At 59.5% G+C, this 24,681-nt stretch carries 22 protein-coding genes; 7 read left to right on the forward strand and 15 right to left on the reverse strand.

The window, feature by feature from the left end:
• From ndhC to ACIO0C_RS28235, 10 genes are all read right to left on the reverse strand, one after another.
• The coding region (ndhC, locus tag ACIO0C_RS28190) for an NADH-quinone oxidoreductase subunit A (RefSeq protein ID WP_401317280.1) at nucleotides 1-245 on the reverse strand (245 nt) is incomplete at its 3' end.
• A 579-nt stretch (nucleotides 246-824) separates the two neighbouring features.
• Nucleotides 825-2,150: an isocitrate lyase gene (gene aceA, locus ACIO0C_RS28195; protein ID WP_019689825.1), complete on the reverse strand. Its 1,326-nt coding sequence runs from the start codon at nucleotides 2,148-2,150 to the stop codon at nucleotides 825-827.
• A 473-nt stretch (nucleotides 2,151-2,623) separates the two neighbouring features.
• Nucleotides 2,624-3,385 (reverse strand): secretin N-terminal domain-containing protein, encoded by a 762-nt coding sequence (locus tag ACIO0C_RS28200; protein WP_401317282.1) that lies wholly within the window; start codon nucleotides 3,383-3,385, stop codon nucleotides 2,624-2,626.
• Nucleotides 3,386-3,619: 234 nt separating this feature from the next.
• Nucleotides 3,620-4,042 (reverse strand): GNAT family N-acetyltransferase, encoded by a 423-nt coding sequence (locus ACIO0C_RS28205; protein WP_401317284.1) that lies wholly within the window; start codon nucleotides 4,040-4,042, stop codon nucleotides 3,620-3,622.
• Nucleotides 4,035-5,204: a JmjC domain-containing protein gene (locus ACIO0C_RS28210; RefSeq protein ID WP_401317286.1), complete on the reverse strand. Its 1,170-nt coding sequence runs from the start codon at nucleotides 5,202-5,204 to the stop codon at nucleotides 4,035-4,037. The genes ACIO0C_RS28205 and ACIO0C_RS28210 overlap by 8 nt, the downstream gene beginning before the upstream one ends.
• Before the next feature lie 86 nt (nucleotides 5,205-5,290).
• Nucleotides 5,291-6,661, reverse strand: a complete 1,371-nt coding sequence (purB, locus tag ACIO0C_RS28215) for an adenylosuccinate lyase (RefSeq protein WP_401317287.1) — start codon at nucleotides 6,659-6,661, stop codon at nucleotides 5,291-5,293.
• 124 nt (nucleotides 6,662-6,785) lie between these two features.
• The gene (gene hflD / locus ACIO0C_RS28220) at nucleotides 6,786-7,409 is read right to left on the reverse strand and encodes a high frequency lysogenization protein HflD (protein WP_008062011.1); all 624 of its coding nucleotides are present in this window, start codon (nucleotides 7,407-7,409) and stop codon (nucleotides 6,786-6,788) included.
• Entirely contained in the window at nucleotides 7,406-8,551 is a 1,146-nt protein-coding gene (mnmA, locus tag ACIO0C_RS28225) for a tRNA 2-thiouridine(34) synthase MnmA (protein ID WP_401317289.1), read from the reverse strand. Before mnmA ends, hflD begins: the two co-directional genes overlap by 4 nt.
• A 59-nt stretch (nucleotides 8,552-8,610) precedes the next feature.
• A complete protein-coding gene (locus tag ACIO0C_RS28230; protein WP_401317292.1) occupies nucleotides 8,611-9,057 on the reverse strand; it encodes an NUDIX hydrolase in 447 nt (148 codons plus the stop codon).
• A gap of 190 nt (nucleotides 9,058-9,247) precedes the next feature.
• Nucleotides 9,248-11,473, reverse strand: a complete 2,226-nt coding sequence (locus ACIO0C_RS28235; RefSeq protein ID WP_401317295.1) for an NADP-dependent isocitrate dehydrogenase — start codon at nucleotides 11,471-11,473, stop codon at nucleotides 9,248-9,250.
• 495 nt (nucleotides 11,474-11,968) lie between these two features.
• Here ACIO0C_RS28235 and icd point away from each other — a divergent pair, with 495 nt between their 5' ends.
• Complete coding sequence (gene icd, locus ACIO0C_RS28240) at nucleotides 11,969-13,225, forward strand: NADP-dependent isocitrate dehydrogenase (RefSeq protein ID WP_007951441.1); 1,257 nt, start codon at nucleotides 11,969-11,971, stop codon at nucleotides 13,223-13,225.
• An 81-nt stretch (nucleotides 13,226-13,306) separates the two neighbouring features.
• Here icd and cspD read toward each other — a convergent pair whose 3' ends face one another.
• On the reverse strand, nucleotides 13,307-13,573 hold the full coding sequence (gene cspD / locus ACIO0C_RS28245) for a cold shock domain-containing protein CspD (protein ID WP_401317299.1): 267 nt from the start codon (nucleotides 13,571-13,573) through the stop codon (nucleotides 13,307-13,309).
• Between the two features lie 224 nt (nucleotides 13,574-13,797).
• On the opposite strand from cspD, the gene clpS reads away from it, so the two are divergent.
• A complete protein-coding gene (clpS, locus tag ACIO0C_RS28250) occupies nucleotides 13,798-14,181 on the forward strand; it encodes an ATP-dependent Clp protease adapter ClpS (RefSeq protein ID WP_020799529.1) in 384 nt (127 codons plus the stop codon).
• 30 nt (nucleotides 14,182-14,211) lie between these two features.
• A complete protein-coding gene (gene clpA, locus ACIO0C_RS28255; protein ID WP_401317302.1) occupies nucleotides 14,212-16,482 on the forward strand; it encodes an ATP-dependent Clp protease ATP-binding subunit ClpA in 2,271 nt (756 codons plus the stop codon).
• Nucleotides 16,483-16,620: 138 nt separating this feature from the next.
• Here clpA and infA read toward each other — a convergent pair whose 3' ends face one another.
• The 4 genes from infA to trxB all read right to left on the reverse strand — a co-directional run bounded on the left by infA (nucleotide 16,621) and on the right by trxB (nucleotide 19,419).
• Nucleotides 16,621-16,839, reverse strand: a complete 219-nt coding sequence (infA, locus tag ACIO0C_RS28260; protein WP_002553999.1) for a translation initiation factor IF-1 — start codon at nucleotides 16,837-16,839, stop codon at nucleotides 16,621-16,623.
• 111 nt (nucleotides 16,840-16,950) lie between these two features.
• Entirely contained in the window at nucleotides 16,951-17,658 is a 708-nt protein-coding gene (locus ACIO0C_RS28265) for an arginyltransferase (protein WP_008062021.1), read from the reverse strand.
• A gap of 57 nt (nucleotides 17,659-17,715) precedes the next feature.
• Nucleotides 17,716-18,396, reverse strand: coding sequence for a leucyl/phenylalanyl-tRNA--protein transferase (gene aat / locus ACIO0C_RS28270; RefSeq protein WP_401317305.1), 681 nt, complete (start codon nucleotides 18,394-18,396; stop codon nucleotides 17,716-17,718).
• Nucleotides 18,397-18,459: 63 nt separating this feature from the next.
• Nucleotides 18,460-19,419: a thioredoxin-disulfide reductase gene (gene trxB, locus ACIO0C_RS28275; RefSeq protein WP_401317308.1), complete on the reverse strand. Its 960-nt coding sequence runs from the start codon at nucleotides 19,417-19,419 to the stop codon at nucleotides 18,460-18,462.
• A 272-nt stretch (nucleotides 19,420-19,691) separates the two neighbouring features.
• On the opposite strand from trxB, the gene ACIO0C_RS28280 reads away from it, so the two are divergent.
• The 4 genes from ACIO0C_RS28280 to crcB all read left to right on the forward strand — a co-directional run bounded on the left by ACIO0C_RS28280 (nucleotide 19,692) and on the right by crcB (nucleotide 24,670).
• On the forward strand, nucleotides 19,692-22,133 hold the full coding sequence (locus ACIO0C_RS28280) for a DNA translocase FtsK (RefSeq protein WP_401317310.1): 2,442 nt from the start codon (nucleotides 19,692-19,694) through the stop codon (nucleotides 22,131-22,133).
• A gap of 68 nt (nucleotides 22,134-22,201) precedes the next feature.
• Nucleotides 22,202-22,825: an outer membrane lipoprotein chaperone LolA gene (lolA, locus tag ACIO0C_RS28285; RefSeq protein ID WP_401317313.1), complete on the forward strand. Its 624-nt coding sequence runs from the start codon at nucleotides 22,202-22,204 to the stop codon at nucleotides 22,823-22,825.
• A 148-nt stretch (nucleotides 22,826-22,973) separates the two neighbouring features.
• Nucleotides 22,974-24,296 carry a replication-associated recombination protein A gene (locus ACIO0C_RS28290; RefSeq protein ID WP_401317315.1) on the forward strand — a complete coding sequence of 441 codons (1,323 nt, stop codon included), beginning with the start codon at nucleotides 22,974-22,976 and terminating at the stop codon, nucleotides 24,294-24,296.
• Nucleotides 24,296-24,670, forward strand: a complete 375-nt coding sequence (crcB, locus tag ACIO0C_RS28295; RefSeq protein WP_008062037.1) for a fluoride efflux transporter CrcB — start codon at nucleotides 24,296-24,298, stop codon at nucleotides 24,668-24,670. Before ACIO0C_RS28290 ends, crcB begins: the two co-directional genes overlap by 1 nt.
• The last annotated feature ends 11 nt before the right edge of the window (nucleotides 24,671-24,681 follow it).

Raw genomic sequence — 24,681 nt, forward strand, 5'->3', positions numbered from 1 at the left:
AAGAGGGCTTCGATATCGAAGATCACGAAGAGCATCGCGACCAGATAGAATTTGGCTGAGAGCCGCAAGCGGGCGCCACCTGTAGGTAGCATGCCGGACTCGAACGGTTCGTTTTTGCTGCGGCCCCAGGCTTTTGACCCAAGGAGGCTGGAGACGCCCAGCATGAAGGCACAGAGGCCGACGACGCCTAGAAGGAAAATGGCAAAGCCCCAGTTGTGGGCCATGAGTCCTGTCGCTTCGGGCATGCTGGAAATCCTTAACAGAGAGCAAAGGTCTCTGAGCTTGAAAAAGTAACAACGCAGTGACGATATGTCGCAGCAATCAATCCCGCTGATTTTATGGCTAAACACCCAGCAAGTAAAATTCCTATAGCGAAATTATTTATAGGATTAAGGACATAGCGAGGGGCAAAAGCGCCGTAGCCCTTGCGTTGCGGGCATTAGCCGGCTTTTCGGGAATTATGTTTTGTAGGGAATGTAACGAACATAGTTTTGTCTAAATGATAATCAATATTGTTTGAGGTGGTTTTTAAACTGTTTATCCGTCAGGGCGTCGGGAAGTTGTCTTATATGACGGTTATTGCAAGTTGCAGGAAACTGTAGGAGTGAGCGGTGCGGCGATCCGACTTGCCCGCGAAGAACGCGCCGCGGTATGTCAGGTAGACCGCAGTGCATTCTTCGCGGGCAAGCCTCGCTCCTACAGGGGGTGTGTTGTGTGTGAAAAGGGCAAAAAAAACGCCCCGAACCAGTCGGGGCGTCAGGTGTGCAGCGCTGCGGTTAGCTTTCTATAGGGCCCGCGGCGGCTGATGTCTCAGGCGAAGCAGATCAGTGGAACTGTTCTTCTTCGGTCGAACCGGTCAGTGCGGTCACCGACGACGAGCCGCCCTGGATCACGGTGGTCATGTCGTCGAAGTAGCCGGTGCCCACTTCCTGCTGGTGAGCCACGAAGGTGTAGCCTTTGGCAGCGTCAGCGAATTCCTGCTCCTGCAGCTTCACGTAGGCAGTCATGTCGTTGCGGGCGTAGTCGTGCGCCAGGTTGAACATGCTGTGCCACATGTTGTGAATGCCGGCCAGGGTGATGAACTGGTGCTTGTAACCCATGGCGGACAGTTCGCGCTGGAACTTGGCGATGGTCGCGTCGTCCAGGTTTTTCTTCCAGTTGAAGGAAGGCGAGCAGTTGTACGACAGCAGTTGGTCCGGGTATTCCTTCTTGATCGCTTCAGCGAAGCGACGAGCCTCGTCCAGGTCTGGCTTGGCGGTTTCGCACCAGATCAGGTCGGCGTACGGCGCGTAGGCCAGGCCGCGAGCGATCGCCTGGTCCAGGCCGGCGCGCACTTTGTAGAAGCCTTCCTGGGTACGTTCGCCAGTCACGAATGGCTGGTCGTACGGGTCGCAGTCCGAAGTCAGCAGGTCAGCGGCGTTGGCGTCGGTACGGGCCAGGATAATGGTCGGAGTACCGGCCACGTCAGCCGCCAGACGGGCAGCGGTCAGCTTCTGTACGGCTTCCTGGGTAGGAACCAGTACCTTGCCGCCCATGTGGCCGCATTTTTTCACGGAAGCCAGCTGGTCTTCGAAGTGAACGCCGGCGGCGCCTGCTTCGATCATGCTCTTCATCAGCTCGTAGGCGTTCAGTACGCCGCCGAAACCGGCCTCGGCGTCAGCCACGATTGGCGCGAAGTAGTCGATGTAGCCTTCGTCGCCCGGGTTCTTGCCGGCTTTCCACTGGATCTGGTCGGCACGACGGAACGAGTTGTTGATGCGCTTGACCACGGTTGGAACCGAGTCCACCGGGTACAGCGACTGGTCCGGGTACATCGATTCGGCGGAGTTGTTGTCCGCAGCCACTTGCCAGCCCGACAGGTAGATCGCCTGGATGCCGGCTTTGACTTGTTGTACAGCCTGGCCGCCAGTCAGGGCGCCCATGCAGTTGACGAAATCTTTCTCAGGACGGAAGGCTGGCTTGGCACCCTGGGTAACCAGGTTCCACAGCTTCTCGGCGCCCATTTTTGCAAAAGTGTGCTCAGGTTGAACCGAGCCACGCAGGCGGACGACGTCAGCAGCGGAGTAAGTGCGTGTCACGCCTTTCCAGCGCGGGTTCTCAGCCCAGTCTTTTTCGAGGGCTGCAATTTGCTGTTCGCGTGTCAGTGCCATGGGAGATAAACCTCGTCGCGTCTTATGAAAAGTTGTTCTGCGGTGGAAAATTCCTGCGCTCGCTGACCAGAAGCTTAGGCGTTCAAGTCGGGTTCGGCGGGGATGGCGACGGGATGAACGATGGGCTCGAGGGGAAGTGAGCAGGTAAAGGCGAACTGCGAGCGCATTCGGGCGTCGTGGGCCTTGGTACGAACATCAGTGTGGTGCCGGGTTACCTAATTACGCTTCCGTCCCTCGGGACAACTTCGTTCCAGTCGGCAACCTCGTCAAACACACCTTGTGGGCGGTACAGACACGAAGCGGTTCGCGGGGTAGGTGCGAACATCGCCTCGAAGGCCCTTGCCAGGGCCCCTGGTTAGCGGGAGCGAGGCCATCATGCCTTTGCTTTTTTGGCTCGTCAAACGTTTTGTAGTGCTTTTTTTCGTGCACTACATCTTTGGTCTAATACGACTTGTCAGTCAGTTTTTGATGTCTCAGTCCAAAGTATCGACTTTCACCCGCAGGGTCATGTCATCGTGTCCCTGGGTCCCGTAGCTGCGGGCCACGCCCTGTTTGTCGGCCTGTGTCTGGCGATTCACCCCGGCCAGCAGGATCCATTCGCCCAGGCGGCCGGTGACGGTTGTGTCGGTGCTTTGCACGTTCACTACATCGGGACGCTCCTGGCTCATGCGGTCACGGTTGGTACTGATCGACAGGTGAACGATCTCGCCGGTGACGTTGGCGGTGACGTAAAAACCCTGGGTGACATTGCGATATTCGGTCTGGCTGCGCAGATCGCCGTAGCTGTCGCTCTGGGTGCTGGTCAGCGGAACGCTCTGGCCGACCTGGATCAGCGCCGGCATACCGTCGGTGGCCTGGATTTGCTGGATGCCACCTTCGCGGCTGGCGGTGCTGTGGCTGATGATGCGGGTCTGGCTCGGCTTGGCGCCGTTCACCGAGTAACCCTGATCGCCCTGGATGTTGTTTTCGTTGGTGTCGACGGTGATCAGCAGGCGTTTGGGTGCGGTATCGAGTTGGTTCAACATGGCTTTAAGTTCGTCGATCTTGCGCTGATCGGCGTTGACGATGAGTTGATTGCCATAGGCGCTGACCTGGCCTTCCTTGCCGATGAAATCCTGCGCCACCGGCAACATGTCGGCGCTGGTGTGGTAGTTCAGCGGCACGATTTCGGTGGCTGCCATGAGCGAAAAACTGCAGCTAACCAGCAGTGTGGTGAGCAGGGTGCGTAGGGACATATCCGTTATCTCCGTTGTGTAGGAGCGAGCTTGCTCGCGATGGACGTGAGAGCACCGCTGGGTGTCAGGCTTCAAGTGTCATCGTTGACGACCATCGCGAGCAAGCTCGCTCCTACAGGTATTGATGTTGCCAGTTTGTCGGCTCAGGGTGGGGCAAGTTGAGTCCTGGACAGCAAAACGCCCCGGCATCCGAGGATGGCGGGGCGTTTTGTGATGTGCTGCCAGCTTTTGATCTTAGCTGTGGCGGACCATGTCCACATGCGGAATCCCTGCTTCCAGGAACTCCTCACTGACCATGTGGAAGCCCAGGCGCTCATAGAACGCCGTGGCTTGCACCTGGGCGCTGAGCATCTGCTGCTTCAGTCCGCGCTCTTCGGCTTCACCGATCACCGCGTGCATCAGCGCATCGCCGACTTTGAGGCCGCGCCAGTCCTTGAGCACCGACACCCGGCCGACGTGACCGTCTGGCAGCAGGCGGGCGGTGCCCACCGGAAAGTCGCCTTCGAGGGCCAGGAAGTGCACGGCCGTCACATCATCGGCATCCCATTCCAGCTCGGGTGGCACCGATTGCTCGGCGACGAACACCGCTTCACGAATGCGCCGGATCTCGGCGTTGTCCTTCTGCCAGTCTGCGACACGTACGTGAATCTTATTCATCGGCAAACCCCAGGCTTCCTTGCTTGACCAGTTCGCACAGCAGGCCGCGGCCGTCTTCGTCGGACAACCAGTCACCCAGGTTGTCGACGTGCAGGGCGTCGGCGGCGCAGATCATCTTCAGCAGCTCGCGCAGTTTGCCCGGCAGGTAACGGCTCTGGCCGCTGGCGAACAGCAGCAGGTCGTCATCGACTTCCGACCAGGCCAGGCGCGCGCTCGGGTTGCGGATCAATACTGCGCCTTGTTCCAGTGCGCCCAGAACGTCGTCTTCCTCGAGGTCTTCAGGGCCGACCACCAGTTCCGGATAGCGTGGCTCGGTCATGAACTGGCCGAACCAGGTCAGCAGCAGGCGCTCGTCGCTCATGTGCTCGGCCAGCAGGCTTTTCAGGCGGTCGAGGGCGTCGTGCTGGATCTGGTGCGGATCGGCCGCAGGCAGGGCGTCGGCGTCGGTGTAGCGCTCTTCGTCCGGCAGGAACTGGCTGAGGAAGTCGGTGAAGTGGGTCAGCACTTCAGCGGCGCTCGGTGCGCGGAAACCCACGGAGTAGGTCAGGCAGTCGTCGACGGCCACGCCGCAGTGGGCCAGTCGCGGCGGCAGGTAGAGCATGTCGCCCGGTTCCAGCACCCATTCATCGGTTGCTTCGAAGTCGGCGAGGATGCGCAGGTCCGCGTGTTGCAGCAGCGGGCTTTCGGAGTCGCACATCTGGCCGATTTTCCAGTTGCGCTTGCCGTGGCCTTGCAACAGGAAAACGTCGTAGTTGTCGAAGTGCGGACCGACGCTGCCACCGGGGGCGGCGAAGCTGATCATCACGTCGTCGATGCGCCAGCTCGGCAGGAAGCGGAAGTGCTCCAGCAGCTCGCTGACTTCCGGCACGAACTGGTCGACGGCTTGCACCAGCAGGGTCCACTCGCGCTCCGGCAATTTGCTGAACTCGTCTTCAGCGAACGGGCCGCGACGCAATTCCCATGGGCGCTCGCCGTTCTCGATGATCAGGCGCGATTCGACTTCTTCTTCCAGCGCCAGGCCGGCCAGTTCGTCGGCATCGATCGGGCTTTCGAAATCGGGAATCGCCTGGCGGATCAACAGCGGTTTTTTCTGCCAGTAGTCGCGCAGGAACTCGCGTGCCGTGATGCCGCCCAGAAGTTGAAGAGGAATGTCAGGATTCATGTGTAACCTATTGAAAAAAAGCACTTTTCATACGGGAATAAAAACGCCCGGCGCGGCCGGGCGTCTTAAAAGGGTCAAGCGGTCGATCAGATGCGTTTGGCTTGCGCTACAGCGTTGCCGATGTAGTTCGCCGGGGTGAGCAGTTTCAGCTCGGCCTTGGCGGCGGCTGGCATGTCCAGGCCGTCGATGAAAGTTTGCAGCGCTTGAGGGCTGATGCCCTTGCCGCGGGTCAATTCTTTCAGCTTTTCGTACGGATTTTCGATGTTGTAGCGACGCATGACCGTCTGGATTGGCTCGGCCAACACTTCCCAGCAGGCGTCCAGGTCAGCGGCAATCTTCTGCTCGTTGAGCTCCAGCTTGCTGATGCCCTTGAGGCTGGCTTCGTACGCGATCACGCTGTGGGCGAAGCCAACACCGAGGTTGCGCAGTACGGTGGAGTCGGTCAGGTCGCGCTGCCAGCGGGAGATCGGCAGCTTGCTCGCCAGGTGCTGGAACAGCGCGTTGGCGATGCCCAGGTTGCCTTCGGAGTTTTCGAAGTCGATCGGGTTGACCTTGTGCGGCATGGTCGACGAGCCGATTTCGCCAGCGATGGTGCGCTGCTTGAAATAACCCAGGGAGATGTAGCCCCAGATATCACGGTCGAAGTCGATCAGGATGGTGTTGAAGCGCGCGATCGCGTCGAACAGCTCGGCGATGTAGTCGTGCGGTTCGATCTGCGTGGTGTACGGGTTGAAGCCCAGGCCCAGCTCGTCTTCGATGAAGGCGCGGGCATTGGCCTCCCAGTCGATCTCAGGGTAGGCCGACAGGTGAGCGTTGTAGTTGCCGACAGCGCCGTTGATCTTGCCCAGCAGTGGAACGGCAGCGACCTGGGCGATCTGGCGCTCCAGGCGGTAAACCACGTTCGCCAGTTCCTTGCCCAGGGTGGTTGGCGATGCCGGTTGACCATGAGTGCGCGACAGCATCGGCACGTCGGCGAAACGGAGGGCCAGTTCGCGAATGGCGTTGGCGGTCTGGCGCATCAGCGGCAGCATCACGTCATCACGGCCTTCGCGCAGCATCAGGGCGTGTGACAGGTTGTTGATGTCCTCGCTGGTGCAGGCGAAGTGGATGAATTCGCTGACCTTGGCCAGCTCCGGCAGCTTGGCCGCCTGCTCTTTGAGCAGGTACTCGATGGCTTTTACGTCGTGATTGGTGGTGCGCTCGATCTCTTTGACACGCTCGGCGTGCTCCAGGGAGAAGTTTTCCGCCAGGGTGTTCAATACCGCGTTGGCTTCGGCGGAGAACGCCGGCACTTCGCTGATGGCAGGGTGAGCGGCCAGGCGCTGGAGCCAGCGCACTTCAACCAGGACGCGGGCACGGATCAGGCCGTACTCGCTGAAAATTGGGCGCAGGGCCTGGGTTTTGCCGGCGTAGCGGCCGTCAACAGGGGAAACCGCAGTGAGCGAAGAGAGCTGCATGGGGTGTTCTCGGACAGTCGGGCAACGAAATGGGGCGCGTATCATACATGAAAAAATCCGCCGGTCCGTCGCCAACTGACCGGCGTATTACGCGTATTACTAAGTTCGGTGCTGTCGATGCGGGTTATTCGTTACGCATCAATGGGTAAAGCTCTTTCAGCAATTTGCGGCGGCTGATCACCAGCTGCCAGCGATGCCCGCCCAATTGCCGCCACAGGCGTGCCGAGCGAATGCCGGCCAGCAGCAGGGCGCGGATTTTCGAGGCATTACTCGGTTGCTGCAGGTTGCGCATGTCGCCGTGCACCTGAATGCGTTGGCGCAGGGTGCTCAGGGTGTCCTGGTACAGCGCGCCGCACGCGGCGATCACGTTTTCGTGGGCCGGGCCGAAGTGCTCAACCTGGGACTGGATCTGCGGCAGGCGTTTGCCGATGACCTCCAGCATGTCCTCGCGCTTGGCCAGCTGACGCTCCAGGCCCAGCATGGCCAGGGCGTAGCGCAGCGGTTCGCGCTGCAGGGCGCTCGGGTCGCGTTCCAGGGCGCCGATCAAGGCGCGATAGCCTTCGCGCAAGTTGATATCGTCGCCGCCATAGACTTCCAGGGTGTCCTTGGGGTCGCGAATCAGCAGGCTGCCGAGCATGCAGGTCAGGCCGGCCTCGTTGGTCTGGCCGGTCTTGGCGATCTTGTCGACCAGTACGGCGGCGAGAAATACGCCGCCCAGCGCCGTCAGTTGCTCCTGGGTCGGGCTCATTGGGCCTGGCCTTTACTGGTGCTCTTGCTTGTCCATGGCTCCGCGACTTCGATCGCGCCGCCGCCGAGGCAAATCTCGCCGTCGTAGAACACCACGGATTGGCCTGGAGTGACCGCGCGTTGCGGGTCATCGAAGGTCGCACGATAGCCGGTAGCGGTTTTCTCCAGGGTGCAGGGCTGGTCGCCCTGGCGATAACGTACCTTGGCGGTCAGCCTGCGCGGCTGGCTCAGGTCGATCGGGTTGACCCAATAGATATCCGAAGCGAGCAGGGCGCGGGAGAACAGCCACGGGTGATCGTTACCCTGGCCAACGATCAGCTCGTTGTGTTCCAGGTCCTTGATCAGCACGTACCACGGCTCGTCGCTGGCGTCTTTCAGGCCGCCGATGCCCAGGCCCTGGCGTTGGCCGATGGTGTGGTACATCAGGCCATGATGGCGGCCGATGATTTCACCTTCGGTGGTCTTGATCTCGCCCGGTTGCGCCGGCAGGTATTGCTTGAGGAAGTCGCTGAAGCGCCGTTCGCCGATAAAGCAGATGCCGGTGGAATCCTTCTTTTTCGCGGTCGCCAGCTCGTATTTCTCGGCGATTGCGCGAACCTGGGGTTTTTCCAGCTCGCCGACCGGGAACAGGGTCTTGGCGATCTGTTCACCGCCAACGGCGTGCAGGAAGTAGCTCTGGTCCTTGTTCGGGTCCAGGCCCTTGAGCAGTTCGGTGCGGCCGTCGATGTCGCGGCGGCGTACGTAGTGGCCGGTAGCGATCAGATCGGCGCCGAGCATCATGGCGTAGTCGAGGAACGCCTTGAACTTGATCTCGCGGTTGCACAGGATGTCCGGGTTCGGCGTGCGCCCGGCCTTATATTCGGCCAGGAAGTGCTCGAACACGTTGTCCCAGTACTCGGCGGCGAAGTTGGCGGTGTGCAGCTTGATGCCAATCTTGTCGCACACGGCCTGGGCGTCCGCCAGGTCATCCATGGCGGTGCAATATTCGGTTCCGTCGTCTTCTTCCCAGTTCTTCATGAACAGGCCTTCCACCTCATAGCCCTGCTCGATCAGCAGGAGGGCGGAAACGGAAGAGTCCACGCCGCCGGACATGCCGACAATGACGCGCTTCTTTTGTGTGTCAGAAGGGGCTGGATCACGCATAGGGATTCAATGAGTGTCTTGAAAAAGGACGCGATTCTAACAGGCTCGGGCCTGCAAGGCTAAAGAGAAGGGCGGATCAATTCGAGGCCGAAGTGTTTTCCGTCCAGATAGTCGTCAATGCAACGGATAATCAGTTCGCTGCGCCAGTTGTCGCGCTGCTCGATTAATTCCTCGCGGGTCAACCACTTGGCGCCCACGATGCCGTCGTCCAGTTGATACTCAGGGTGATGTTTCAGCGATTTGGCGATGAAGCAGACCCGTTGATAGGTTACGCCATTGCTCGGAGCGGTATAGAGATAAATGCCCAGTACGCCGGTGGGTTCGACGTCCCAGCCGGTTTCCTCGAGGGTTTCGCGCACCGCGGCTTCGGTCAGGGTTTCGTTCGGGTCCAGGTGGCCGGCGGGCTGGTTGAGCACCACGCGTCCGTGCTTGAGTTCCTCGACCATCAGGAAGCGGCCGTTGTCCTCGACGATGGTGGCGACGGTGATGTGGGGTTGCCAGTCCATAAAATGCCCTCAATGTTGAAATGCTGTCCCTGTAGGAGCTGGCTTGCCAGCGAATGCGGTGGATCAGTCAATGAAGGTGTTGAATGATAAATTGCCTTCGCTGGCAAGCCAGCTCCTACGGGGTTGCGTGCTTCAGCCACAAACACAAACCCCGGCACATGGCCGGGGTTTGTGATGTTCCCTAACAACCTTAAACCAACGCAGCAACCGCCGCGTTGAAGGTTGCGCTTGGGCGCATGGCCTTGCTGATCAGCTCGGCGTCGGCGTGGTAGTAACCGCCGATGTCCACTGGCTTGCCTTGAACGGCGTTGAGCTCGGCAACGATGGTTGCTTCGTTCTCGGTCAGGGTCTTGGCCAGGGGCGCGAACTGCGCTTGCAGTGCAGCATCTTCGGTCTGGGCGGCCAGGGCTTGAGCCCAGTACAGCGCCAGGTAGAAGTGGCTGCCGCGGTTGTCGATGTTGCCGACTTTGCGCGATGGCGACTTGTTGTTGTCCAGGAACTGGCCGGTGGCCTGGTCCAGGGTTTTCGACAGTACCAGGGCTTTCGGGTTGTTGTAGTTCACGCCCAAATGCTCAAGGGAAGCGGCCAGGGCCAGGAACTCGCCCAGGGAATCCCAGCGCAGGAAGTTTTCTTCCAGCAGTTGTTGCACGTGCTTGGGAGCCGAACCGCCAGCGCCGGTTTCGAACAGACCGCCGCCATTCATCAGCGGAACGATCGACAGCATCTTGGCGCTGGTGCCCAGTTCCATGATCGGGAACAGGTCAGTCAGGTAGTCGCGCAATACGTTGCCGGTTACCGAGATGGTGTCTTTGCCTGCGCGAGTGCGCTGCAGGGTGAACTTCATCGCGTCGACAGGTGCCATGATCTGGATGTCCAGGCCGGCAGTGTCGTGATCCTTCAGGTAAGCCTGGACTTTCTCGATCACAACGCCGTCGTGGGCACGCATCGGGTCCAGCCAGAAGATCGCCGGAGTGCTGCTTGCGCGAGCACGGTTGACGGCCAGCTTGACCCAGTCCTGGATCGGCGCGTCTTTGGTCTGGCACATGCGGAAGATGTCGCCGGCTTCAACTGACTGTTCCAGCAGCAGGGTGCCGTTGGTGTCGGTCACGCGGACAACACCGTTGGTCTTGATCTGGAACGTCTTGTCGTGGGAGCCGTATTCTTCGGCTTTTTTCGCCATCAGGCCAACGTTCGGCACGCTGCCCATGGTGGTTGGATCGAACGCGCCATTGGCCTTGCAGTCTTCGATGACCGCTTGGTAGATGGTGGCGTAGCAGCGATCCGGGATCACGGCCTTGGTGTCGTGCAGCTGGCCGTCGGTGCCCCACATCTTGCCGGAGTCACGGATCATCGCCGGCATCGAGGCGTCGACGATGACGTCGCTCGGCACGTGCAGGTTGGTGATGCCTTTGTCGGAGTTGACCATGGCCAGCGACGGACGAACGGCGTAGACCGCCTGGATGTCCGCTTCGATGGCGGCTTGCTGCTCGGCAGGCAAGGCCTTGATGCGCGAGTACAGGTCGCCGATGCCGTTGTTCAGGTTGAAGCCGATCTGCGCCAGCACGTCAGCGTGCTTGGCCAGGGCGTCCTTGTAGAACTCGGCAACGATCTGGCCGAACATGATCGGGTCTGAGACCTTCATCATGGTGGCTTTCAGGTGAACCGACAGCAGCACGCCTTGTGCTTTGGCGCTTTCGATTTCAGCGGCGATGAAGGCGCGCAGGGCGTTTTTGCTCATTACGGCGCAGTCGAGGATCTCGCCAGCCTGAACGCTGGTTTTTTCTTTCAGGACGGTGGTGGTGCCGTCTTGAGCGATCAGTTCGATCTTGACCGCGCCAGGGGCGTCGATCAGGGCGGCTTTTTCGCTGCCGTAGAAGTCACCGCTGCTCATGTGCGCGACGTGGGACTTGGAGTCCGCAGCCCAGGCGCCCATTTTGTGCGGGTGCTTGCGCGCATAGTTCTTTACCGACAGCGGAGCGCGACGGTCGGAGTTGCCTTCGCGCAGTACCGGGTTCACGGCGCTGCCCTTGACCTTGTCGTAGCGCGCCTTGGCTTCTTTGTCGGCGTCGCAGGTCACGGTTTCCGGGTAGTCCGGCAGGGCGTAGCCCTGGGCTTGCAATTCCTTGATCGCGGCTTGCAGCTGCGGAACCGAGGCGCTGATGTTCGGCAGCTTGATGATGTTGGCTTCAGGCGTAACGGCCAGGGCGCCCAGTTCGGCGAGGTGGTCGGCTACGGCTTTATCACCCAATTGCTCGGGGAAGCTGGCCAGGATGCGCCCTGCAAGAGAGATATCGCGGGTTTCAACGGCGATATCAGCTGAGGCGGTGAACGCCTCTACGATAGGCAACAGTGAATAGGTGGCGAGGGCGGGAGCTTCGTCGGTGAAGGTATAGATGATCTTCGAGCGGGTGGGCATATTCGGATTAACTCTCTCTTCTTTGCTAAAGCGTGCGCAGAAACTCGAGGGGCGCCGGGTAAGCGCGTTCGTTCAAAGTCATCCATGAGCCGAATATCGAGATTTCGTTGCTGTGATGTTGGGTGCATCAGTAGGGCGTCAAAGTAGGCGGGCTGCGGTAGCAGACCGTCTCATCGGGCGAAAACACTCGTCGTAGAGCTGTTCAGCCTGACGTGACCCTTTAGTCAGCGGCGGCATTATACATAGGTAGCTGGCAATCTGCCGATGGTTCATACACAACGTTTGTCGTCCATTGGTCTAAAGGTCGCAGGGACGGGCAGGGCGTAAGGTGATCCGTTATGCTTGAGTTTGGCGCTTTTCCCTTTGTTTTCAGGCTTGTAGGTCGCGGGTTGCATGGCTTTGCGGCCTATCGATAGAACATAGGGTTTGCGCGCCGATTTAACTGGGTTACGCTCGAACCAAGCCAGATGTTCAATCCAATCAATGGAGTTCAGCATGGGTTACAAGAAGATTCAGGTTCCAGCCGTCGGCGACAAAATCACCGTCAATGCAGACCATTCTCTCAATGTTCCTGATAATCCGATCATCCCGTTCATTGAAGGCGACGGCATTGGCGTCGACGTCAGCCCCGTCATGATCAAGGTTGTCGATGCTGCCGTGGAAAAGGCCTACGGGGGCAAGCGCAAGATTTCCTGGATGGAAGTCTATGCTGGCGAAAAAGCAACACAAGTCTATGACCAGGACACCTGGCTGCCCCAGGAAACCCTGGATGCCGTGAAAGATTACGTCGTTTCCATCAAGGGGCCGCTGACCACGCCGGTCGGTGGCGGTATCCGCTCGCTCAACGTTGCCCTGCGCCAGCAGTTGGATCTGTATGTGTGCCTGCGCCCGGTGGTGTGGTTCGAAGGTGTGCCAAGCCCGGTGAAAAAACCTGGCGACGTGGACATGGTGATCTTCCGCGAGAACTCCGAAGACATCTATGCCGGTATCGAGTGGAAGGCCGGCTCGCCGGAAGCCACTAAAGTCATCAAGTTCCTGAAAGAAGAAATGGGCGTCACCAAGATCCGTTTCGACCAGGACTGCGGCATCGGCATCAAGCCGGTTTCCAAGGAAGGCACCAAGCGTCTGGTGCGCAAGGCCCTGCAATATGTGGTGGATAACGACCGTAAGTCGCTGACCATCGTGCACAAGGGCAACATCATGAAATTCACCGAAGGCGCCTTCAAGGACTGGGGCTATGAGGTGGCGAAGGAAGAATTCGGCGCCGAGCTGCTCGATGGCGGCCCGTGGATGAAATTCAAGAACCCGAAAACCGGCCGCGAAGTCGTCGTCAAGGACGCCATCGCCGACGCCATGCTCCAGCAGATCCTGCTGCGTCCAGCCGAGTACGATGTGATCGCCACCCTGAACCTCAACGGTGACTACCTCTCCGACGCCCTGGCGGCGGAAGTGGGGGGTATCGGTATCGCACCGGGTGCCAACTTGTCCGACACCGTGGCCATGTTCGAAGCTACCCACGGTACTGCGCCGAAGTATGCCGGCAAGGACCAGGTCAACCCGGGTTCGGTGATCCTTTCGGCAGAAATGATGCTGCGCCATCTGGGCTGGACCGAGGCGGCGGACCTGATCATCAAGGGCACCAATGGCGCGATCAAGGCCAAGACCGTGACCTATGACTTCGAACGCCTGATGGAAGGCGCCACGCTGGTTTCGTCGTCCGGGTTCGGTGAAGCACTGATCAAGCACATGTAGGTAAACGACAGGCGTACAAAAACCGCCCGATTCAGATGAATGAGTCGGGCGGTTTTTTTATGACTGGATGACGGTTCTGCGTTAAACCGTAACTGTCTGTTGCGTAGCAGGTGTGGTGGCCTTCGTCGGATCGACAGGGGCGCCGATGTTGACCGCATGCAGGCCTTTTGGCCCCTGGATTATCTCGAAGACAACGGCTTGCCCGGCTTTCAGGGTTTTATAACCTTCCATTTGAATGGCCGAGTAGTGAGCAAACAGGTCTTCCGTTTTGCCGTCCTCGTTGATGAAACCGTAACCCTTGGCGTTGTTGAACCATTTCACCTTGCCACTGACCTTGACACCTGACATACCAACTCCCTCTGCAACAGACTCCATCACTGGAGTATCATCCAGTACATCCGCAGTCACTTCTTAGGAAAAAAGTTGACTCCGCGGACCTTTTTTACCCACTGTGGGCTCTATTGGTTGTAACACCGTTTTGCCGATAGTCAAGGTGACCAGGCAGTCGGAGTTGAAATCGCCCAAGACCGCCCCCACCACTGTATTTGCACAACTGACGAACCTTTCTTTCCATGCATGCAATCAGCCAGATTCGACTAACATTCAATCAGGATCGCCCGACTCTCCAGAAAGATCGCCCGGAGGAACACGACGACGATTCCGCAGGCATTGCTGTTCAGGAGGCCAAGCCTGCTTTACAGGCGCCGCCGATGTACAAGGTGGTTTTGTTCAATGATGACTACACACCGATGGATTTCGTCGTCGAAGTGCTCGAGGTGTTTTTTAACCTGAATCGCGAGCTGGCGACCAAGGTCATGCTGGCCGTCCATACAGAAGGACGGGCAGTATGTGGAGTGTTTACCCGCGACATCGCCGAGACAAAGGCCATGCAGGTCAACCAGTACGCCAGGGAAAGCCAGCATCCGCTACTCTGTGAAATCGAGAAGGACGGTTAATCGCCGACCACTTGGGTATGAGGTGAAGCTATGTTAAACCGCGAGCTCGAAGTCACCCTCAATCTTGCCTTCAAGGAGGCTCGTTCGAAGCGTCATGAATTCATGACCGTCGAACATCTTCTGCTGGCCCTATTGGACAATGAGGCTGCCGCCACCGTTTTGCGTGCGTGCGGCGCGAACCTCGACAAACTCAAGCATGACCTGCAGGAGTTCATCGACTCCACCACGCCGTTGATCCCCGTGCATGACGAGGATCGCGAAACCCAGCCAACCCTGGGCTTCCAGCGTGTACTGCAGCGTGCTGTGTTTCACGTACAGAGCTCGGGCAAACGCGAAGTGACTGGCGCCAACGTGCTGGTCGCGATCTTCAGTGAGCAAGAGAGTCAGGCAGTGTTCCTGCTGAAACAGCAGAGCGTTGCCCGTATCGATGTCGTCAACTACATCGCCCACGGCATTTCCAAGGTGCCAGGGCACGGCGATCACTCTGAGGGTGAGCAAGATATGCAGGACGACGAGGGCGGTGAGTCTTCATCTTCAGGCAATCCACTGGATGCTTATGCCAGCAACCTTAATGAACTCGCGCGCCAGGGTCGAATCGATCCATTGGTAGGCCGTGAGCTGGAGGTCGAGCGCGTCGCCCAGATCCTGGCGCGTCGTCGCAAGAACAATCCGTTGCTGGTGGGCGAGGCAGGCGTGGGTAAAACCGCGATTGCCGAAGGCCTGGCCAAGCGCATTGTCGACAACCAGGTGCCGGACCTGCTGGCCAACAGCGTGGTTTACTCCCTTGATCTGGGGGCGTTGCTGGCCGGGACCAAATACCGCGGCGATTTCGAGAAGCGCTTCAAGGCGTTGCTCAATGAGCTGAAAAAACGTCCGCAGGCGATCCTGTTCATCGACGAAATCCACACCATCATCGGTGCGGGTGCCGCGTCCGGTGGCGTCATGGATGCCTCGAACCTGCTCAAGCCGCTGCTGTCGTCCGGTGATATCCGCTGCATCGGTTCGACCACCTTCCAGGAATTCCGCGGGATCTTCGAGAAGGACCGAGCCCTGGCCCGGCGCTTCCAGAAGGTTGATGTGTCGGAGCCTTCGGTGGAAGACACCATCGGTATCCTGCGCGGCCTGAAGGGGCGTTTCGAGACCCATCACAATATCGAATACAGTGATGAGGCCCTGCGCGCCGCTGCCGAACTGGCTTCGCGCTACATCAATGACCGGCACATGCCGGACAAAGCCATCGACGTCATCGACGAAGCGGGTGCCTTCCAGCGCCTGCAGCCGGTGGAAAAACGGGTGAAACGCATCGAAGTGCCTCAAGTCGAGGATATCGTCGCGAAAATCGCGCGGATTCCGCCAAAACACGTCACCAGCTCCGACAAAGAGCTGCTGCGTAACCTTGAGCGTGACCTGAAGCTGACGGTGTTTGGTCAGGATGCGGCGATCGATTCGCTGGCGACCGCGATCAAGCTGTCCCGTGCCGGCCTCAAGTCGCCTGACAAGCCAGTCGGTTCGTTCCTGTTCGCAGGTCCTACCGGTGTCGGTAAAACCGAAGCGGCACGTCAGCTGGCCAAGGCGCTGGGTGTGGAATTGATTCGCTTCGACATGTCCGAGTACATGGAGCGCCACACCGTATCGCGTCTGATCGGTGCGCCTCCAGGCTATGTCGGGTTCGATCAGGGCGGTCTGCTGACCGAAGCCATCACCAAGCAGCCACACTGCGTGTTGTTGCTCGATGAAATCGAGAAGGCGCATCCGGAAGTCTTCAACCTGCTGCTGCAGGTCATGGACCACGGGACGCTGACCGATAACAATGGGCGCAAGGCCGACTTCCGTAACGTGATCGTCATCATGACGACCAACGCCGGTGCCGAAACCGCAGCCCGTGCTTCGATCGGTTTCACCCATCAGGACCACTCGTCCGATGCGATGGAAGTGATCAAGAAGAGCTTCACCCCAGAGTTCCGCAACCGTCTGGACACCATCATCCAGTTTGGTCGCCTCAGTCATGAGGTCATCAAGAGCGTGGTGGACAAGTTCCTTACCGAACTTCAGGCGCAGCTGGAAGACAAACGTGTCTTGCTGGAAGTCACCGATGCCGCCCGCAGCTGGCTGGCGGCCGGTGGTTACGACTCGGCGATGGGCGCGCGTCCCATGGCGCGACTCATCCAGGACAAGATCAAGCGTCCACTGGCGGAGGAGATCCTCTTTGGCGAACTGGCCGAACATGGCGGTGTGGTGCACATCGACATCAAGGATGGCGAGCTGACCTTCGAGTTCGAGACTACGGCTGAAATGGCCTGACGTTCGCAAGCAAAACAAAAAGGCGCCGAGAGGCGCCTTTTTGTTGTCTTGATCGTTCCCGCGCAGAGCGTGGGAACGATCGGCGTCGCAGGCAAACAAAAACGCCCGGCATAAGCCGGGCGTCTTGTATTGACCTGATTAGCGAGCGCGGTAAGTGATGCGCCCTTTGCTCAAGTCATAGGGCGTCAGCTCGACGCGCACTTTGTCACCGGTAAGAATACGAATGTAGTTCTTGCGCATCTTGCCGGAAATATGCGCGGTTACGACGTGCCCATTTTCCAACTCCACACGAAACATGGTGTTGGGCAGGGTGTCGACGACAGTGCCTTCCATTTCGAAGCTGTCTTCTTTCGACATGCAGTAAAGCCCTCGGTGTCCAATGAATGGCCCGGTGCAACTGCGCCAGGCAAAAGCGGCGTGCATTGTGCCCGAAAAGTGGTGTTTAAGCCAAGGGGTTTAGGGCTTGCTCTAGTTCAGAACGACCCAGCGCTGGTTTATCAACAGTTCGATGGGGCGATACTGCGTCTTGTAGCTCATTTTTTTGCAGTTCTTGATCCAGTAGCCCAGGTAAACCGCGTCCAGCCCCAGCCGCCGGGCTTCGGCGATTTGCCAGAGGATGGCGTAGCGCCCCAGGCTGCGGCGCTCTTCGGCAGGCTCATAGAAGGTGTAGACCGCCGACAGACCGTTCGGCAGAAGATCGGTGACGGCGATGGCCAGCAGTCGACCCTCAAGGCGAAATTCGTAGAACCGCGAAAAAGGCAGGTCGCGGACCAGGAAGGTGGAAAACTGATCGCGGCTGGGTGGGTACATGTCGCCATCGGCATGGCGTTCTTCGATGTAGCGCTGATAAAGGTCGAAATATTCTTCGCTGAAGCCTGGCTTGGCGGGGCGCACCTGCAAGTCGGCGTTGCGCTTGAAAATGCGTTTCTGCTGACGATTGGGTGTGAATTGCCCTACAGGAATGCGCGCCGGTACGCACGCATTGCAATTCTGGCAATGCGGGCGGTACAGATGGTCGCCGCTGCGCCGAAAACCCATTTCAGACAGATCTGCATACACGTGCACATCCATGGGCTGGCTAGGGTCGAGAAACAGGGTCGTGGCCTGCTCCTCGGGCAGATAGCTGCAGGAGTGGGGTTGAGTGGCATAAAACTTCAAGCGCGCCAACTCGGTCATGATCAACCCTCGGGATAGTGCTTTGGATTAAGTGTAAGCCACACACGCAAAAGTCGCTCAGCAAACCCAGGTTGCGCGATTGGGTTGGTCCAGATGCCGCGCCAGGTAGTCGGCAAACTCACGGCGCGCAATGGCCCGCGCACCCAGGCTGTGCAAATGATCGGTGGGCATCTGGCAGTCGATGAGTACGAAACCCGAGTCTTTCAGATGTCGCACCAGTGTGGCAAAGCCAAATTTCGAGGCGTTGTCGGCCAGGCTGAACATGGATTCGCCGAAAAACAGCTGGCCCATCGCCAGGCCATACAGCCCGCCCACCAGTTCATCCTGGTCCCAGACCTCCACCGAATGTGCATGGCCGCGTTTGTGCAGTTCGATATAGGCATCCTGCATGGCTTCGGTGATCCAGGTGCCGTCCGCATATTCCCGGGGAGCGGCGCAGGCGCGGATGACCGCGGCAAAGTCCTGGTCGAAGGTCACCTGGTAGCGTTGTTGGCGCAGCAGTTTGTTCAGGCTGCGGGACACGTGCAGTTCATCGGGAAACAGCACGGTGCGAGGGTCCGGCGACCACCAGAGAATCGGCTGGCCTTCGGAAAACCAGGGGAAACAGCCATGGCGGTAGGCCTGGATCAGTCGATCGGCGGACAGGTCGCCACCGGCCGCCAGCAATCCATTGGGATCGCGCATGGCCTTTTCCAGGGCCGGGAACGTCAGGGTGTTGCGTTGTAACCAGGTCAGCATGGCGTCAGGGCTTACAGAAGGGGAGGGCGATGGCGGGCGTCGGGCCCGCCGTGAAGTGTGCCGTCAAACGGCGGGAATGTCGTCGAGGTATTTTTCCGCGTCCAGGGCGGCCATGCAGCCGGCGCCGGCGGAGGTGACCGCCTGGCGATAGACGTGATCGGCGACGTCACCCGCGGCAAACACGCCTTCGATGGCGGTGGCCGTAGCATTGCCTTCGCTGCCACCGTTGACCAGCAGATAGCCGTCACGCATTTCCAGTTGACCGGTGAACAGGTCGGTATTGGGCTTGTGACCGATGGCGATGAACACGCCGGTCAGCGCAAGCTCGGTGATTGCACCGCTATGGCTGTCGCGCAGGCGTGCGCCGGTCACGCCGCTGGCGTCGCCCAGCACCTCGTCCAGATTCTGGTTCCAGTGCAGGCGAATATTGCCCTTGGCGGCTTTTTCAAAGAGTTTGTCCTGAAGAATCTTTTCCGAACGCAATTTGTCGCGACGGTGGATCAGATGGACTTCGCTGGCAATGTTCGACAGGTAGAGCGCTTCTTCAACGGCGGTATTGCCACCGCCCACCACCGCGACCACCTGGTTGCGATAGAAGAAGCCGTCGCAAGTCGCGCAGGCTGAAACCCCTTTGCCGGCAAATGCCTCTTCCGAGGGCAGGCCCAGGTACTGTGCCGAGGCGCCAGTGGCGATAATCAGTGCGTCGCAAGTGTAAGTGCCGCTGTCACCGATGAGTTCGAAGGGGCGCTGTTGCAACTTGGCGGTATGGATATGGTCGTAAACAATCTCGGTGGCAAAGCGCTCGGCGTGTTTTTGCATGCGCTCCATCAGGACCGGGCCGGTCAGGCCTTCGACATCGCCTGGCCAGTTATCGACTTCCACGGTGGTGGTGAGCTGGCCACCTGCCTGTATGCCGGTAATGACAACAGGCTTGAGGTTGGCGCGAGCGGCATACACGGCTGCGCTGTAACCCGCGGGGCCGGAACCGAGGATGATCAGGCGGGAATGCTTCGCTACACTCATAAAAACACCTCATAAGCCTTTGTCACAAAAGAGAATGCGTGCTCAAATTGAGTCGCACGTAATGTGCTGTTGACTATGCTACACCCAAGAGTTGCCAGCATGGCATCGCACGTACAAACCCGTACAATGCCTGGCTGTAACAGTGTTTGTAACAAAATAGGCATCGCGTTTCGTGTTTATGAAAACCGATGCGCAGTGTTAAAAGTAGTCCCGGTTACACCTGTTAACTTTTTTACCTGCCTGGATTGGGCAGTTTTATAGTCATTCAACAGATGGACGCGCCGTTGGCGCAGGAAAAACAGGTTTTGAAGAAATCCACCGCAGCACCCAAAACAGTCGTTCCACTCTGGCGTCAACACCTGCACTACCGCCTCAAGGAAGGTGCATTGATCGCCATCGGTGCGTTGTGCCTGTTCCTGATGATGGCCTTGCTGACCTATGGCAAGGACGATCCGGGCTGGAGTCATAACAGCAAGATCGACGACGTTCAGAACTTCGGCGGCCCGGCGGGCTCCTACAGCGCCGATATCCTGTTCATGGTGCTGGGTTACTTTGCCTATATCTTCCCGCTGTTGCTGGCGATCAAGGCCTATCAGATCTTCCGCCAACGCCACGAGCCGTGGGAGTGGAGCGGCTGGTTGTTTTCCTGGCGCCTGATCGGCCTGGTGTTCCTGGTGTTGTCCGGCGCCGCGCTGGCGCACATCCATTTCCATGCCGCGACCGGTCTGCCGGCCGGCGCCGGCGGGGCGCTGGGCGAGAGCCTTGGCGACCTGGCGAAGAACGCGCTGAACATCCAGGGCAGCACGCTGCTGTTCATCGCCTTGTTCCTGTTCGGTCTCACGGTGTTCACGGACCTGTCATGGTTCAAGGTGATGGACGTTACCGGCAAGATCACCCTCGATCTGTTCGAGTTGTTCCAGGGCGCCGCCAATCGCTGGTGGGCGGCCCGTACCGAGCGCAAGCAACTGGTGGCGCAGCTGCGTGAAGTCGATGAGCGCGTGCACGAGGTGGTCGCGCCGACCGTCACCGACAAGCGTGAACAGGCCAAGGTCAAGGAACGCCTGATCGAGCGCGAGCAGGCCCTGAGCAAGCACATGTCCGAGCGCGAGAAGCAGGTGCCACCGGTGATCGCCCCGGCGCCACCCAAGCCGCCAGCGCCGAGCAAGCGCGTGGAAAAAGAAAAACAGGCGCCGTTGTTCGTCGACAGCGCCGTGGAAGGCACCTTGCCACCGATCTCGATTCTCGACCCGGCGGAAAAGAAACAACTCAATTACTCGCCCGAATCCCTGGCGGCCGTCGGCCACTTGCTGGAAATCAAGCTCAAGGAATTCGGCGTCGAAGTGACCGTGGATTCGATTCACCCGGGTCCGGTGATTACCCGTTACGAGATCCAGCCAGCGGCCGGGGTCAAGGTCAGCCGTATCTCCAACCTGGCGAAAGACCTGGCGCGTTCCCTGGCCGTGACCAGCGTACGTGTGGTGGAAGTGATTCCGGGCAAGACCACGGTCGGTATCGAGATTCCCAACGAAGACCGGCAGATCGTGCGCTTCTCCGAAGTGCTGTCGACCCCCGAGTACGACAACTTCAAGTCGCCGGTCACCCTGGCCCTGGGCCATGACATTGGCGGCAAGCCGGTGATCACTGACCTGGCGAAGATGCCGCACCTGCTGGTGGCCGGTACCACCGGTTCCGGTAAGTCGGTGGGGGTGAACGCGATGATCCTGTCGATCCTGTTCAAGTCCGGCCCGGATGACGCCAAGCTGATCATGATCGACCCGAAAATGCTCGAACTGTCGATCTACGAAGGCATTCCGCACCTGCTGTGCCCAGTGGTCACCGACATGAAGGACGCCGCCAACGCCTTGCGCTGGAGCGTCGCCGAGATGGAGCGGCGCTACAAGCTGATGGCGAAGATGGGGGTGCGTAACCTGTCCGGCTTCAACGCCAAGGTCAAGGAAGCGCAAGACGCTGGCGAGCCGTTGAGCGATCCGTTGTACAAGCGCGAAAGCATCCACGACGAAGCGCCATTGCTGCAGAAGCTGCCGACCATCGTGGTGGTTGTCGACGAATTCGCCGACATGATGATGATCGTCGGCAAGAAGGTTGAAGAACTGATCGCCCGTATCGCCCAGAAGGCGCGGGCGGCGGGCATCCACCTGATTCTCGCGACCCAGCGTCCGTCGGTGGACGTGATCACCGGTCTGATCAAGGCCAACATCCCGACCCGTATGGCGTTCCAGGTGTCGAGCAAGATCGACTCGCGGACCATCATCGACCAGGGCGGTGCCGAGCAACTGCTGGGTCACGGTGACATGTTGTACATGCCGCCGGGTACCAGCCTGCCGATCCGGGTTCACGGCGCGTTCGTGTCCGACGATGAGGTTCACCGCGTGGTCGAGGCTTGGAAACTGCGCGGTGCGCCGGAATACAACGACGACATCCTCAACGGTGTCGAAGAGGCCGGCAGCGGCTTTGAAGGCAGCAGCGGTGGCGGCGATGGCGACGATCCAGAGGCCGACGCGCTGTATGACGAAGCGGTGCAGTTCGTCCTGGAAAGCCGTCGTGCGTCCATCTCCGCGGTTCAGCGCAAGCTGAAGATCGGCTACAACCGCGCCGCACGCATGATCGAGGCCATGGAAATGGCCGGGGTCGTGACGTCCATGAATACCAACGGTTCGCGTGAAGTTCTGGCCCCTGGCCCGGTACGCGACTGACCCGATACTGAAAAGGGGCGGCGCCCTCAGGCGCCGCCCGCACTCCCACGAATGTTATGAGGACTCCCATGCGTCTGATCCGCATGCTGTTGCTGCCGGTACTGGCTTTGAGCACGCTTTCGGCCCACGCCGATGACAAGGACGTGGCACGCCTGACCCAATTGCTGGAAAAATCCCAGACCCTGACCGCGCGTTTCTCCCAGCTGACCCTGGATGGCACCGGTACCCAGTTGCAGGAAACCGCCGGCCAGATGTCGCTGCAGCGTCCGGGCCTGTTCTATTGGCACACCGATGCACCTGCCGAGCAGACCATGGTCTCCGATGGTAAAAAAGTCACCCTGTGGGACCCGGACCTGGAGCAGGTCACCATCAAGAACCTCGATCAGCGCCTGACCCAGACGCCAGCGCTGCTGCTGTCCGGTGACGTGTCGAAGATCAGCCAGAGCTTCGACATCAGCGCCAAGGAAGCCGGTGGCGTGATCGACTTCACCTTGAAGCCGAAAACCAAGGACACCCTGTTCGACAGCCTGCGCCTGTCGTTCCGCAATGGCCTGGTCAATGACATGCAGCTGATTGACAGTGTCGGCCAGCGCACCAATATCCTGTTCACCGGGGTGAAGGCCAACGAGCCGATCCCGGCCTCCAAATTCAAGTTCGACATTCCCAAGGGTGCGGACGTGATCCAGGAGTAAAACGCAGAACCTGGTGTAGGAGCGAGCTTGCTCGCGATGGACGTTAACGATAACGCGTGCATCCTGGCTTTACGCTTTGTCCTTGAGTTAATCGCGAGCAAGCTCGCTCCTACAGGAGTTAGAACCACGTGAGGTTTCACCCGTAACCATGGACCTGTTTCGCAGCACCCCGATCGCTCAACCATTGGCCGCCCGCCTGCGCGCGACCAACCTGGACGAGTATGTCGGTCAGGAACACGTGCTCGCTCGCGGCAAGCCCTTGCGCGAAGCGCTGGAGCAGGGTGCCCTGCATTCGATGATTTTCTGGGGGCCGCCCGGAGTGGGCAAGACCACCCTGGCGCGGTTGCTCGCGGAAGTCTCGGAGGCGCACTTCGAAACGGTGTCGGCGGTGCTCGCCGGGGTGAAGGAAATCCGTCAGGCGGTGGAAATCGCCAAGCAGCAGGCGGCCCAGTACGGTCGACGGACGATTCTGTTCGTTGATGAAGTGCACCGCTTCAACAAGTCCCAGCAGGATGCGTTCCTGCCGTATGTCGAGGACGGCACGCTGATTTTCATCGGCGCGACCACGGAAAATCCCTCCTTCGAACTCAACAACGCCTTGCTGTCCCGTGCGCGGGTCTATGTGCTCAAAAGCCTCGACGAAAGCGCGTTGCGTAAACTGGTGCACCGCGCGCTGACCGAAGAGCGCGGCCTGGGCAAGCGCAACCTGACCCTCAGCGACGCAGGCTTCCAGATACTGCTGTCGGCCGCCGATGGTGATGGCCGGCGCTTGCTCAATCTGCTGGAAAACGCCTCGGACCTGGCTGAAGACAACAGCGAGATCGGCATCGACCTGCTGCAAAGCTTGCTCGGTGATACCCGTCGGCGTTTCGACAAGGGTGGCGAAGCTTTCTACGACCAGATCTCCGCGCTACACAAGTCCGTGCGCGGCTCCAACCCCGACGGTGCGTTGTACTGGTTCGCGCGCATGATCGATGGCGGTTGCGATCCACTGTACCTGGCTCGGCGTGTGGTGCGCATGGCCAGCGAAGACATTGGCAATGCCGACCCGCGCGCGCTGAGCCTGTGCCTGGCGGCGTGGGAAGTGCAGGAGCGCCTCGGCAGCCCCGAAGGCGAGCTGGCGGTGGCGCAGGCCATCACCTACCTGGCTTGCGCGCCGAAAAGCAACGCGGTGTACATGGGCTTCAAGACCGCCCTGCGTGCCGCTGCCGAGCACGGTTCCCTGGAAGTGCCGCTGCACCTGCGCAATGCGCCGACCAAGCTGATGAAGCAGCTCGGCTACGGCGACGAATACCGTTATGCCCACGACGAGCCCGATGCCTACGCCGCCGGGGAAGATTACTTCCCGGAAGAGCTCGACCCTATCCCGTTCTATCAGCCGGTGCCCCGTGGCCTGGAGCTGAAGATTGGCGAAAAGCTCAATCACCTGGCGAAACTGGACCGTTTGAGCCCCCGGCAGCGGAGAAAATAGTGCTTCCCTTGATCCTTGCGGTTTCCGCCGGCGGTGTGGCCGGCACCTTGCTACGCTTTGCCACGGGTAACTGGATCAACGCTAATTGGCCGCGGCACTTCTATACCGCGACGCTGGCCGTTAATATCGTCGGCTGTTTGCTGATCGGCGTTTTATACGGTCTGTTTTTGCTACGCCCGGAGGTGCCGATCGAGGTGCGCGCCGGGTTGATCGTCGGCTTCCTCGGAGGGCTGACGACTTTTTCATCCTTTTCACTGGATACGGTGCGCCTGCTGGAAAGCGGGCAGGTACCGCTGGCCCTGGGCTATGCTGCCATCAGCGTATTCGGCGGGCTGCTCGCCACCTGGGCTGGCCTGTCCTTGACCAAACTTTGATAACGAGAGAC

Origin of the sequence: Pseudomonas sp. NPDC087336 (genome assembly GCF_044744285.1) — a bacterium.
GTDB lineage: Bacteria > Pseudomonadota > Gammaproteobacteria > Pseudomonadales > Pseudomonadaceae > Aquipseudomonas.